At 62.5% G+C, this 13,137-nt stretch carries 11 protein-coding genes and 1 tRNA gene; 5 read left to right on the top strand and 7 right to left on the bottom strand.

What is annotated here, in order from left to right:
- Position 1 precedes the first annotated feature (1 nt).
- The 4 genes from fdhE to fdnG all read right to left on the bottom strand — a co-directional run bounded on the left by fdhE (position 2) and on the right by fdnG (position 5,761).
- The gene (gene fdhE / locus B0G71_RS33550) at positions 2–997 is read right to left on the bottom strand and encodes a formate dehydrogenase accessory protein FdhE (RefSeq protein WP_116147300.1); all 996 of its coding nucleotides are present in this window, start codon (positions 995–997) and stop codon (positions 2–4) included.
- Between the two features lie 110 nt (positions 998–1,107).
- Positions 1,108–1,764 (bottom strand): formate dehydrogenase subunit gamma, encoded by a 657-nt coding sequence (locus B0G71_RS33545; RefSeq protein ID WP_116147298.1) that lies wholly within the window; start codon positions 1,762–1,764, stop codon positions 1,108–1,110.
- The gene (fdxH, locus tag B0G71_RS33540; RefSeq protein ID WP_116147296.1) at positions 1,751–2,683 is read right to left on the bottom strand and encodes a formate dehydrogenase subunit beta; all 933 of its coding nucleotides are present in this window, start codon (positions 2,681–2,683) and stop codon (positions 1,751–1,753) included. Before fdxH ends, B0G71_RS33545 begins: the two co-directional genes overlap by 14 nt.
- A 9-nt stretch (positions 2,684–2,692) precedes the next feature.
- Positions 2,693–5,761 (bottom strand): formate dehydrogenase-N subunit alpha, encoded by a 3,069-nt coding sequence (fdnG, locus tag B0G71_RS33535; protein ID WP_147308733.1) that lies wholly within the window; start codon positions 5,759–5,761, stop codon positions 2,693–2,695.
- Positions 5,762–5,954: 193 nt separating this feature from the next.
- On the opposite strand from fdnG, the gene B0G71_RS33525 reads away from it, so the two are divergent.
- The 5 genes from B0G71_RS33525 to B0G71_RS42215 all read left to right on the top strand — a co-directional run bounded on the left by B0G71_RS33525 (position 5,955) and on the right by B0G71_RS42215 (position 9,956).
- Positions 5,955–6,314 (top strand): beta-xylosidase, encoded by a 360-nt coding sequence (locus B0G71_RS33525; protein WP_116147291.1) that lies wholly within the window; start codon positions 5,955–5,957, stop codon positions 6,312–6,314.
- A 201-nt stretch (positions 6,315–6,515) separates the two neighbouring features.
- Positions 6,516–7,580, top strand: coding sequence for a selenide, water dikinase SelD (selD, locus tag B0G71_RS33520; RefSeq protein ID WP_116147289.1), 1,065 nt, complete (start codon positions 6,516–6,518; stop codon positions 7,578–7,580).
- Positions 7,581–7,670: 90 nt separating this feature from the next.
- Positions 7,671–8,738: a tRNA 2-selenouridine(34) synthase MnmH gene (gene mnmH / locus B0G71_RS33515; protein ID WP_116147287.1), complete on the top strand. Its 1,068-nt coding sequence runs from the start codon at positions 7,671–7,673 to the stop codon at positions 8,736–8,738.
- 24 nt (positions 8,739–8,762) lie between these two features.
- Positions 8,763–9,818, top strand: a complete 1,056-nt coding sequence (locus B0G71_RS33510) for a permease (protein ID WP_116147285.1) — start codon at positions 8,763–8,765, stop codon at positions 9,816–9,818.
- A gap of 3 nt (positions 9,819–9,821) precedes the next feature.
- Positions 9,822–9,956 carry a hypothetical protein gene (locus B0G71_RS42215; protein WP_012428369.1) on the top strand — a complete coding sequence of 45 codons (135 nt, stop codon included), beginning with the start codon at positions 9,822–9,824 and terminating at the stop codon, positions 9,954–9,956.
- A 245-nt stretch (positions 9,957–10,201) separates the two neighbouring features.
- Here B0G71_RS42215 and B0G71_RS33505 read toward each other — a convergent pair.
- The 3 genes from B0G71_RS33505 to B0G71_RS33495 all read right to left on the bottom strand — a co-directional run bounded on the left by B0G71_RS33505 (position 10,202) and on the right by B0G71_RS33495 (position 13,110).
- Positions 10,202–10,278 (bottom strand) — tRNA-Val (locus B0G71_RS33505).
- 64 nt (positions 10,279–10,342) lie between these two features.
- On the bottom strand, positions 10,343–11,833 hold the full coding sequence (locus B0G71_RS33500; protein ID WP_116147283.1) for a M81 family metallopeptidase: 1,491 nt from the start codon (positions 11,831–11,833) through the stop codon (positions 10,343–10,345).
- Positions 11,830–13,110 (bottom strand): Zn-dependent hydrolase, encoded by a 1,281-nt coding sequence (locus B0G71_RS33495; RefSeq protein ID WP_116147281.1) that lies wholly within the window; start codon positions 13,108–13,110, stop codon positions 11,830–11,832. Before B0G71_RS33495 ends, B0G71_RS33500 begins: the two co-directional genes overlap by 4 nt.
- Between the last annotated feature and the right edge of the window lie 27 nt (positions 13,111–13,137).

The raw sequence follows: 13,137 nt of genomic DNA, 5'->3' as shown, positions 1-13,137 counted from the left end.
GCTAGTCGGACTCGCCGGAAGACTCATCCGCGTTGACGCCCTGTTCGGGCCACAGCCACGGATGCGGCGACGCCCGCCGGTAACCTTCCGCCCCCATCAGCAAATCCAGCGTGAGACTGGCGAGATCATCCGCGAACGGTTCGAAATCGTAGTCCTTCGACTGAATGCCGATCTTCCGGTAAGTATGGCATTCGTCGCACGACTCCGCTTTCAACGCGGCGTTCTTCGATTCGGCTTCGCGCGCGGCTTCGCCAGCGTCCGGCGAGCCGACTGTGTGATAAGCGATGCCCTTGGTCGAATCGCAGTTCGAGCACTTCGTGCGCACCATGTGCCACTCGGTCGAGCACAGGCCGCATTGGAGGTAGCGGTAATTGTCATGCGCACCGCCCACGCGCACGATACTCGCCACCGGATGCGATCCGCACACGGGACACAGGCCGAGCGTCTCGATGTACGGCACCTCGTGCTTGTCGATATCGGCGGCGAGGTCGGTCCACACCACTTGCAGCGCGGCCACGATGAACGGTGCGCTCGCCGGATCGATTTCTTCGAAGCGCTGCCCGAAAATCGCATCGGCCTGGAATTCGAGCGCGGCGGTGTCGAGCGTGCGCAGGCGGTCGATCAGCGCTTCGAGGGGCGGCGTGAGCGGGCCCGCGGCTGCCACCTTGTCGAGCAACCGGTGCAGCACGTCGCGCCACGCCGGATCACGCACGCCGGAAAACGCGGGAATCAGCGGCATGGAATGCTGCTGCGCACTCGCGATCAACTCGGCGCTCGGCGGCGCTGCCTTGAAACTGGCGATCACGGCTTGCTGCGCGTCGGCGAGCACGGCCATCAGGCGCAAATAGCCGGCGATCGGATTGTCGAGCGCCGCCAGTTGGCGCAGCCGCGCGGCGCGCGCGGCAAACACCGCGAGCCGTTCCGGCATGCGAAGGCGCGGAATCGCCGAATGATCGAGCGATTCGATATCGCCGGCTTCGAGAATACGTTGAACCACGGTATCGACCTCTAAAAACTGAAGAGCCGCCGCCGTTCATTGAACGGGAGCGGCGGCTCGGGTGCAGCGCGCCGGCAGCCGCACTGCCTCTACTGACTATGCATGGCCCGCTATTTACGGATGACTTCCTTGAACCAGTTCGGATGATGCTTTCGCGCCCAGCCGTAGGTCACTGTGCCGCGCGTCATGGCGCCTATCGACCCCTTGATCCACAACGCCGCATAAATATGCACGACGATCCCGACGATCAGCACGAACGCCGCCGCGGCATGCACGAGCGCCGCAAGGCGGATGATCTCGATTGGAAAATAGAACGAGAAATAGCGCCGCCAGATCACGATACCGCTCGCCAGCAACAGCAGCAGACAGATCACCATGGTGAAAAACAGCAGCTTTTGACCGGCGTTGTACTTACCGATCGCGGGGAGTTTCTCCTCACGATTGTTGAGCACGTCGTCGATCTGCCTCATCCACTGAAGGTCGGCTTTGTCGAGATAATTGTGATGCCAGAAGCGCAACGCAAGAATCAGAAACGACAGGAACATCACGCAGCCGACGAACGGATGCAGAATCCGTGTCCATTGCCCGCCGCCGAAGATCGCGTAGAGCCATGACATGGCGGGATGAAACATGGCAAGACCGGACAGCGCCAAAAGAACGAACGTGATCGCAGTGATCCAGTGATTCGTGCGCTCATTCGGCGTGTAGCGCACGATCAGGCTGTTGCCTCTCACGTCCTTCAGATCAGTATGCTCAGGGTGCTTCATTGGGCGCCTCCCGCGAACGGCGTACTTCATCGGCTTCGTGCTGGGCTTCGGCTTCATCGGCTTCCGACACCTCGTTCGGCCCCACGCGCGTGTAGTGGAAGAACCCGGCTACGGCCGCGAACGCGATACCTGCAAGCGCCAGCGGCTTTGCCAAACCTTTCCACAGCGCCACCATCACGCTGATCTTCGGATTCTGCGGCAACCCGTGATACAGAGTGGGCTTATCGGCATGATGCAGCACGTACATCACATGCGTGCCGCCCACGCCGGCAGGATCGTACAAACCGGCATTCTGGAAGCCACGCTCCTTCAGATCTTCAATCCGGTCCGAGGCCTGCTGCTTCATGTCCTCCTTGGTGCCGAACATGATCGCGCCGGTCGGGCAGGTCTTCACGCAAGCCGGTTCCTGGCCGACCGCCACGCGGTCTGAACACAGCGTGCACTTGTACGCGCGGTTGTCCTGCTTCGAAATGCGCGGTATGTTGAACGGGCAACCGGTGATGCAATAGCCGCAGCCAATGCAGTTCTCCTCGTGGAAATCCACAATGCCGTTGGTGTACTGCACGATCGCGCCCGGCGAAGGACAAGCCTTCAGGCAACCCGGATCCTCGCAATGCATGCAGCCGTCCTTGCGGATCAGCCACTCGAGATCGCCCTCGGTGTTCTCGTACTCCGAGAACCGCATGACGGTCCACGAATGCTCGCTCAGATCGCGCGGGTTGTCGTAGATGCCGGTTGTCGTGCCGATTTCATCGCGCAGATCGTTCCATTCCATGCAGGCGGTCTGACACGCCTTGCAGCCAATGCACTTCGACACGTCGATGAGCTTGGCGACCGTGCCCGTAACCGGCACACGCACTTGTGGTTCAGGCAAGGTCGTGGCCGAGAGGCGTCTGATGTCCAGTGATTGCAGTGCCATCTCTTCTCCCTATGCCTTTTCGACCTTGACGAGAAACGATTTGAATTCCGGTGTTTGCGAATTCCCATCGCCCACGGAAGGCGTCAGCGTGTTGACGAGATAGCCCGGCTTCGCGAGTCCCTTAAAGCCCCAATGCAACGGCAATCCGACTGTCTGGACTTTCTTCCCTTCGATCATCAGCGGTTTGATCCGTTTGGTGACGAGAGCCACGGCGATGATATGCCCGCGATTGGACGATACCTTGATGCGATCGCCGGCCACCACGCCCACTTCTTTCGCCAGATCCTCGCCGATCTCCACGAACTGCTGCGGCTGCACGATCGCGTTCAGATGCGCGTGCTTGGTCCAGTAGTGGAAATGTTCCGTCAAACGATACGTGGTCGCCGTATGCGGGAAGTTTTCGTGCGTGCCGAACGCGGCGTGATCAGCGGGGAACACGCGTGCCGCCGGACTGTTGACGGCCGCCTTGTTGTTCGGATGCAGGGGGTTGTAGCCAAGCGGCGTTTCAAACGGTTCGTAGTGCTCCGGGAACGGCCCTTCCACCAGACCATCGCGCGAGAAGAAACGCGCGACGCCTTCCGCGTTCATGATGAACGGATTCATGCCGTTTTCGGGCGGTTCGTCGGCCTTGAAATCGGCAATGTCCGCTCCTGTCCACGCCTTGCCGTTCCATGCAATCAGCTTGCGAGTCGGATCGAACGGCTTGCCGCTGACGTCGCACGAAGCACGGTTGTACAGAATCCGCCGGTTCGCCGGCCAGGCCCACGCCCAGTTCAGCGTATTGCCGATACCGGTCGGGTCGGAGTTGTCGCGGCGGCCCATCTGGTTGCCCGCCTGGGTCCATGCGCCGCAGAAGATCCAGCAGCCGCTCGCGGTGCTGCCGTCGTCGCGCAACTGCGCAAAGCTCGACAACTGCTCGCCCTGTTTGGCGAGCACCTTGGTTTTGTCGGTCGTGTCGGTGACGTCGGTGAGCGCCTTGCCGTTGAACTCCATGGCGAGTTCTTCGGGCGTCGGGCTTTCCGGGTCGGCATACGGCCAGCTCATCTTGAGAATCGGATCGGGATACTTGCCGCCGTCCTTCCGGTAAGCCTCGCGAATGCGCAGCCATAGCCCCGACATGATCTCGAGGTCGCTCTTGGATTCCCCGGGGCCGACCGCGCCCTGCCAGTGCCACTGCAGCACACGGCTGGAACTGACCAACGAGCCGCGTTCTTCCGCGAAACAGGTGGTCGGCAAACGGAACACTTCGGTCTGGATCGCAGTAGGATCCACGTCGTTGAACTCGCCGAAATTCTTCCAGAACTCCGACGTTTCCGTAGCGAGCGGATCCATGACGACGAGCCACTTCAGTTTGGCGAGACCCGCGCCGATCTTCGCCTTGTTCGGCGCCGCGGCAAGCGGGTTGAAGCCTTGCGCGATGTAGCCGTTCATCTTGCCTTGATTCATCAGCTCGAAGACCTGCAGCATGTCGTACGACTTATCGAGCTTGGGCAGATAGTCGAAACCGAAGTTGTTCTCGGCTGTCGCGTTGTCGCCCCACCATGACTTCATGAAACTGACATGGAACGCGCGATAGTTGCGCCAGTAGCTCAACTGATTCGGCCGCAGCGGCTGGCTCGCGCGTTTCGCGATGTAGGCGTCGAAGTCCTGCTCGGCTTCCAGCGGCAGCGTCATGTAACCCGGCAACAGGTTCGACATCAGACCGAGGTCCGTCAACCCCTGAATGTTCGAGTGACCGCGCAGCGCATTCATGCCGCCGCCCGCAATGCCGATATTGCCCAGCAGCAACTGCACCATCGCGCCCGTGCGGATGATCTGCGCGCCGATCGAGTGATGCGTCCAGCCGAGCGCGTACAGGACCGTGCCGGCGCGCCCTGGAACAGCCGTCGATGCGAGCATCTCGCACACCTTGAGGAATTTTTCCTTAGGTGTGCCGCACGTGCTTTCGACCTGTTCGGGCGTGTAGCGCGAGTAGTGCTTCTTCATCAACTGATAGACGCAGCGCGGGTGCTGCAAGGTCGGATCGACTTTGGCAAAGCCGTCGTCGCCGCGTTCGTAGTCCCATGAACTCTGGTCGTACTTGCGCTTGTCGGCGTCGTAGCCGGAATAGAGACCGTCGGTAAACGAGAAATCCTCACGGACAATAAACGGCATGTCCGTGTAGTTCTTTACATACTCGTGCTGGATCTTGTCGTTGGTGAGCAGATAGTTGATCACCCCGCCGAGGAACACGATGTCCGAGCCGGTCCGAATCTGCGCGTAATAGTCCGCAACCGACGCCGTGCGCGTAAAGCGCGGATCGACCACGATCAACCTCGCCTTGCGATGCGCCTTGGCTTCAGTGACCCATTTGAAACCGCACGGGTGCGCCTCGGCCGCATTGCCGCCCATCACCAGAATCACGTCCGCGTTCTTGATGTCGACCCAATGGTTCGTCATCGCTCCACGGCCAAACGTCGGGGCAAGACCTGCCACCGTCGGGCCATGTCAGACACGCGCCTGATTGTCGAATGCGAGCATGCCAAGACTGCGGACAGTCTTGTGCGTCAAATAACCTACTTCATTGCTGCCGGCCGATGCCGCGAGCACGCCGGTGGTCAGCCAGCGGTTGACCTTCTTGCCGTCCGCCGTTGTCTCGACAAAGTTGGCATCGCGATCTTCCTTCATCAATTTCGCAATGCGGTCGAGCGCGTCTTCCCATGAAATGCGCTTCCATTCATTCGAGCCGGGCGCGCGATACTCCGGATACTTCAGACGGCTTTCGCTATGAATGAAGTCGATCAGGCTCGCGCCTTTCGGGCACAACGTGCCGCGATTGACCGGATGATCGGGATCGCCCTCGATATGGATGATGCTGGACTTTGCGTTCTTGGCGTTGTCGCCGAGTCCGTACATCAGGATGCCGCAGCCTACCGAACAGTACGGGCAGGTATTGCGGGTTTCGGTTGTGCGCGACAACTTGTACTGACGAACCTCCGCTAACGCGGGCGCGGGTGAGAAGCCCATAAGGGCAAGGCTCGATCCGGCTAGCGTGGTGGCGGAGACCTTCAGAAATTGTCGCCGGGACATATGGGTCATCGAATGGCCTCGGCTCTTTATGGGGACACCAATATTGATTATAGAGAGCGGTATGAAATCCTGCAGCGAGGAGTTACGCCATCTACAGTGCAACTGAATATGAATTGCCACAGCCGGTTTCAACAGCCGAGGCACCGTTATTGCTGACAGGAGGCAGACGCCTCGACGCTTACTCCTGACCTTTGGCACATATATGACCGCTCCGCTTTTCACATCTTCTCCCGCACGCACTATTTACGGCGCAGTGAAATGGCGCGCGTCGGCTGGCCTTGTGTCGCTTGCGCTCGGTGGTGCGATGCTCGTTCTAAGTTCGCACGGCGTTGCCCAGATCTCGCAAGGCAGCGGCTCGTCGCAGCAGGAGAGCCGCACTTCTTCGATGGGGTCGGCGCCGGATTCGTCCGCCTCGGCAGTTCATGAATCGCATAAGCCACAGACGAAAGATGGCGGCTCGGCGAACACGCGCGGCAAGACGGGCGGCCCGGGTCACAAGCCCCAAGGCGCGGGCGGCTTCGATAACGGGCTCTACGGCACCGGCGCAGGCAGCAACAAATAACGTGTGAGATTGCCGCATCTTGGTCGCCCGCTCTCCGGCGGCGGGCGCGTCACGGGTATGCCGCGCGTTTATAGGTACCTTCAGAAGAATCGACGACGTGTTTCGCGCTCTGGCCGGATCGCTTCGACGACCGCCGTCCCTGCGCGTTGCCCGAACAACCATCATAATGTCGGTCATTCGTCGTCTGAAATGCCTGCCACAATGACCCATACTCCCAGCCACGCAAGCGCGTCGCCCCGTCTCACCAGTCTGTCGCACGGCGGCGGCTGCGGCTGCAAGATCGCGCCAGGCCTGCTCGCCGATCTGCTCAAGCGCAGCGCGCCGCTGCCGTTCTTTCCCGACCTGCTGGTCGGCAACGACACAGCCGACGACGCCGCCGTCTACAAACTCAACGACGAACAGGCGATCGTCGCGACTACCGATTTCTTCATGCCGATCGTCGACGATCCGTTCGACTTCGGCCGCATCGCCGCGACCAATGCGCTGTCCGACGTCTATGCCATGGGCGGCAAGCCGATCATGGCGCTGGCCATCGTCGGCATGCCGATCAACGTGTTGCCGCACGACGTGATCGCTGCCGTGCTGAAGGGCGGCGAATCGGTATGCGCGGAAGCCGGCATCCCGCTCGCCGGCGGCCATTCGATCGATTCGGTCGAGCCGATCTACGGCCTCGTCGCCATCGGCGTGGTCGACCCCAGGCGCGTCAAACGCAACGCGGGCGCGCAAGCCGGCGATGTGCTGATCCTCGGCAAGCCGCTGGGCGTGGGTATTCTCTCGGCAGCCCTGAAGAAGGACCGCCTCGACGCCGCCGGCTACGCCGCCATGATCGGCGCGACGACCAAGCTCAACCGGCCGGGCGCGGACCTGTCCAAACTCGACGGCGTGCACGCGCTCACGGATATCACCGGTTTCGGGCTGCTCGGCCACACATTGGAATTGGCGCGCGGCTCAAACCTCACCGCTCGCTTGCGCTACGCGGACCTGCCGTGGTTGCCGGACGTGGTGAGCCTTGCGGAAGCAGGCATTTTTACGGGCGCTTCGGGGCGCAACTGGGACGCATACGGGAAAAACATCGATTTGCGATCCTCATTTTCCGCGACCGCGCGCACGCTGCTCACCGATCCGCAAACCTCGGGCGGCCTGCTGGTCTCGTGCGCGCCGCAAGCCGTCGACGAAGTGCTCGCCCTGTTCAGCGCCGACGGGTTCCGCGAAGCATGCGTGATCGGCGAAATGGTCAACGGAGAAGGACGCGTCGAGGTTATCTGAGCCGCGAGCGGCAGGCGGAACGACGCGGCCGTATGGACGACGCGTGCGATAATTGCATCCCGCCGCAGCGACCCTTTGTGCCCCAACGCCTTGAAAAACCTACTCGTCAGCCTCGAACAAGCCGGTGATTTCGACGAAATCATCGATGTGCGCACGCCTCTCGAGTTTGCGGAAGACCATATTCCGGGTGCGCTCAACGCGCCTGTGCTGAGCAACGAAGAGCGCGTGCTGGTCGGCACGACTTACAAGCAGGTATCGCCGTTCGAAGCGACGCGGATCGGCGCGGCGCTGGTCGCGCGCAATATCGCGCACCATCTCGAGACCACGTTCGCCGACCGGCCGCGCAACTGGCGGCCGCTGGTCTATTGCTGGCGCGGCGGCAAGCGCTCGGGCTCGGTGACCACGCTGTTCAATATGATCGGCTGGCAGGCACGCCAACTCGAAGGCGGCTACAAAGCCTATCGGCGCGCCACGCTCGACACGCTCACCACGTTGCCGAAGACATTCTCCTACGTCGCGCTGGTTGGCCCGACGGGCAGCGGCAAGACGCGCCTGCTTGCGGCCCTGAACACCGCGGGCGCGCAGACGCTGGATCTCGAAGCGCTGGCGGCGCATCGCGGCTCGTTGCTCGGCGCCTGGGCCGGCGTGCCGCAGCCGTCGCAGAAGCGTTTCGATACGCTGCTCGTGAGCGCGCTGCGCACGTTCGACCCGGCACGGCCGGTGTTCGTGGAAGCGGAAAGCCGGCGCATCGGTTCTATCGCGCTGCCGCTTGCCCTGCTCGACACGGTTCATCAGAGCCGCTGCGTCGAGGTGATCTCGAGCCCCGAAGATCGCGCGGCCTTTCTGCTGCACGACTATGCCCATCTGTTCGACGATCCCGAGTCACTCAAGGGACAGTTGCAACGAATGATCGGTTTACATAGCCGGGAACGTGTCACGGGTTGGCAGCAACTCGTCGACGACAACCGGCGCGCCGAACTCGCGCGCGAGTTGATCGGGCGTCACTACGATCCGGCGTACGCGCGCAGCAGCCATCAGCATTTCGTCCAGTTGGCGCGCGCATTGCAATGGAATTTCCGGCCTAACGACGCCGATGTCATCGATCAGGCAAAAGCACTGCTTGCAAAGCTCGACAGCAGCGCACTCGCTGTCACCTGATTAAACCCAACGTTCAAGACCCCTATGCAATCAACCCTTCGACAACCACGAGTCGCGCTAGGCTGGATCGTCTTTCTGCTGATCGCCGTGGTCGGCCTCTTTTACGTGAAGTGGTTTCCATACTACAACCGGGCGTTCGTGGCGGCGAGCCAGCACTCGATCGGCAAGTCGATTCTGATGGGCACATCGGCGAGCGCGCCGGCGGCGTCGTGGCAATCTGCCCTTGACTACGCCCTCGCCTACGGCAAAGCAATCTGGCAGGCCATGGTGCTCGGGCTGCTGCTCGGTTCGGCGGTACAGGCGCTGATTCCGCCGCAATGGGTCGCGCGCGCGCTCGGCCGGACCGATTTCAGCAGCGTCGTGAAGGGCGGCCTGATGTCGTTGCCGGGCATGATGTGTACATGCTGCGCCGCGCCGGTAGTGGCGGGCTTGCGTGCGCGTCAGGCGGCGCCGGGCGCGGCGATCGCGTTCTGGCTCGGCAATACCGCCTTGAATCCGGCTACGCTGATCTTCATGGGCTTTGTGCTCGGCTGGCAGTGGATGGGCCTGCGCCTCGCCTTGGGCATCGTGATGGTGTTCGGCCTCGGATACCTCGTGAACCGCATGGTGACGCCGAAGGAAGCCGAAGCGTCGCGCGAAGCGATGGCGCAGCTGGTCGCCGTCGATGTGCCCGGCACCGCCTTCGCACGCTGGGTGAAAATCCTCGGCACGATGACGCTGCGGCTCGTTCCCGAATACGTCGTGCTGGTGCTGATTCTCGGCGCGGCGCGCACGTGGCTGTTTCCGCATGTCGGACCGGACATCGACAACAGCCTGCTCTGGATCATTGCGCTGGCCATAGCCGGCACGCTGTTCGTGATTCCGACCGCGGGCGAAGTGCCGATCATCCAGGCCATGCTCTCGTTCGGCATGGCGGCCGGCCCGGCTGGCGCCTTGCTGATGACGTTGCCGCTGATCAGCGTGCCGTCCATGGCGATGCTTGGACGTTCGTTTCCGCGCCGCGTGCTGACGGTCGTGGCGCTGGCCGTCGTGGTATGCGGCGTGATCAGCGGATTGTTGGCGATAGCTTTGGGGTTCTAAACCATGAAACGTATTGCGGCATTTGCCTTGACGTGCTGGTCGGCGGCCGGCCTGCTCTACTTCGGACAGCATTCGGTGGCGCTGATCGTGGTGAGCGGCGTAGTGACGCTGGCAGGGTTCGATCTGCTGCGTCCGTGACCGCGCGCTGCGACTCGCCTACGCCGCCGGCGCCTCGCGAATCGCAGCCAGCCACAGCGCTACCGCATGCGCGGCGGGATCCACGTGATCTGGCGCGCGCACGAGTGGTGCTACGTCTAACTCAAGGTAATTCGGAGAGGAGAAACCGGCGGGACAGAGCGGCACGCTGAACAATGCGCCGAGGTGATACGAGAACCTGACAGTAGACGAAAGCGAAGCCGCTTTCGTCTACGTCACGGATGCGTTGGTAGGCTCGATTGGATTCGAACCAACGACCCCCACCATGTCAAGGTGGTGCTCTAACCAACTGAGCTACGAGCCTTTAGAGGCGCGAATTATAGAGAACCCGCACGCTCAGCACAAGCCCCTGACGGCACTTCTGTCGATCAACTCGTCGATGCCCACTCGGTTTGCGTATCCAGCGGATAAACCGGCCGCCTCACCTGCTTGAAAGCGAACAGGCCGTAATCCGAACTCGTCACGCCGCGGCTATCGCATTCGACCAGCGCCGCCGCAATCGGCACGAACACCGGCCGGCAGTACATGCGCGACTTCAGCAACAGGAAACGCGCGCGACGCGGATCGATGCCGACACTCTCGAACACGCCGAGGTCCCACGGTTCGTGCGTGCGCTCGGTCATCACGAGCTTGACGGTGCCCGTGTCGAGGACCGCGGCGCGGCCCATGAAAGCGCGCTGCCCGGTGTAGGTCGGGCCGCTGATCACGTACTCGCCGTCTGTCAGCGCGCGCACCACGCCGGTCACGGCGAGCGGCGGACGCGGCGTGAGCGCGTCGCTCGTGACCTTGTTGCCGATGGTCACGGTCACCGTACTGCCCACGCCCGCCGACATCAACGCGGCGACCGCCTGCGGATCGCATAATGGTCCACTCACGATGCCGTCGAGCTTCTGCTTCAACGCTTCCTCGAGCAGATCCATCGTGTCGCATGTGCCGCCCGACATGCAGTTGTCGCCGTGATCGAGCAGCAGCACGGGCTTGTCGGCGTCCGCTGCGAGCGCGGCGGCTTGCGCGACGGATTCGGCGAGCGGCGCGCTGCGATAGACGAAGTCTTCGCGCTCGTTCCAGATCTGCCGCGCGATGCGCTCCGCGACCGCTTCGGCGCGAGCGCGCTCGCCGTTGCCCACCACGACGACGCTGATGCAGGGCGCCTCGATATCGGCAAGCGAGAAGCCAGACAGCACCGATACCGCGAGCATGCCGTCGGCCTCGGCGGCACGCGCGGCGTCGACCGCGCGCTTCATCGCGCCTTCGGCCGTCGCGCTGCGCAGCGTATGCGTGAGCAGCGGCGGCTGACGCCACGCGATCACAGGCTTCGCCTTGCCGTGAATCAGGTCGAACATCAGACGCGCCGCGTGTGCACCGGTCTCGTACATATCGACATGCGGATAGGTCTTGAAGCTGACGATCACGTCGGCGTTGTCGATCATCTTTTGCGTGACGTTGCCGTGCAAGTCGAGCGCGACGGCGATCGGCGCATCCGGCAGCAACGCGCGTACGCGTTCGAGCAAGTCGCCTTCGCCGTCGTTCGAATTCTCGGCGACCATCGCGCCGTGTAGATCGAGCATAACGGCGTCGCAACCCACGGCGGCCGACACGATCGCCTCGCAGATCGCTTCGTAAGCGGCGGCCTCGACCGGCCCGCTCGGATTCGCCGACGCCGACACGGGCGTCACGATGTCGGCATGCTCACGCTCGGCGGCGTCGATGAACGCGCCCATCGCCGTTTGCATGCCTTTGTTGTCGTTGAACGCGTCTTCGCCGTAGCTCGGCCCGTTACGGCCGAATGCCGCCAACGGCGTGGCCACCGGCGAAAACGTGTTGGTCTCGTGATTCATCCGCGCGATGAGGATCTTCATGCGTCCGCGCTCCCCGCTTTCTGCGCGGCGTTCAGCATGGCCTGCAACAGCACGTTGCAACCGGCTTCGAGATGATCCGCGCGCGCGTCTTCGATTTCGTTGTGGCTGATGCCGTCTTTGCAGGGCACGAAGATCATCGCTGCGGGCGCGACTCGCGCGAGATAGACGGCGTCGTGGCCGGCGCCGCTGATCACGTCCATCGACGAAAATCCGAGTGCGTCCGCGCCCTGCTTCACGGCTTCGACTAATTCGGCGGCAAACGGTTGCGGCGGAAAATACACCACTTGTTCGACGTCCACCGTGATACCGGTTTTCTCGCGCGCTACCGAGCATGCGGCGCGCAACGCGCTGTCCATTGCCGTAAGCGTGGCGTCGTCGGCGGCGCGCAGATCGACGGTGAGTGTCACGCGGCCTGGAATCACATTGCGTGAGTTGGGATGCACGTCGAGCCAGCCGACTGTGCCGCGACCGTGAGGCGCGTGGTCGAGCGCGATGCGGTTGACGGCGTGAATCAGATCGGCCGCGACGAGCAGCGCGTCGCGGCGCAATTCCATCGGCGTCGGGCCGGCGTGCGCCTCCATGCCGTGCACCGTCACGTCATACCAGCGTTGACCGAGCGCGCCCTGCACTATGCCGATTGTTTTGTCGTGTGCTTCCAGCACCGGACCTTGTTCGATATGCGCTTCAAAATAGGCGCCTACCGCATGTGGTTTAGTGATCTCGCCGGCATAGCCGATCTGAGACAGCGCGTCGCTTACCGTGATGCCTTCTCGATCGTGTTGTTCGAGCGCGTGCTCCAGAGTAAATGCACCGGCGAACACGCCGGAGCCCATCATCACCGGCACGAAGCGCGAACCTTCTTCATTGGTCCATACCGCGACTTCGAGCGGTGCGAGCGTCCGCACATTGGCATCATTCAGCGTGCGCAGCACTTCCAGTCCCGCGAGCACGCCGTAATTGCCGTCGAACTTGCCGCCTGTAGGTTGCGTGTCGATGTGGCTGCCGGTCATCACCGGGGGCAGGTCGTCACGCAAACCCGCGCGGCGCGCGAAGATGTTGCCGATCGCGTCCACCCGCACGCTGCAGCCGATCTCCTTCGTCCACGCGATAAAGAGGTCCCGTGCCTCGCGGTCCAACTCCGTGAGTGCGAGCCGGCACACACCGCCTTTCTCGGTGGCGCCGATCCGCGCGAGTTGCATGAGACTGTCCCAGAGCCGCGCGCCGTCCACTCGCAGATCTGCGAACGTCGCGACGGTTGTTGATTCATGAACTTGCATCGATGCTTCCTCGTGTTGAAGACTGAA

Source organism: Paraburkholderia sp. BL27I4N3, assembly GCF_003386115.1.
GTDB lineage: Bacteria > Pseudomonadota > Gammaproteobacteria > Burkholderiales > Burkholderiaceae > Paraburkholderia.
This window is presented reverse-complemented; position numbering and strand designations above follow the sequence as displayed.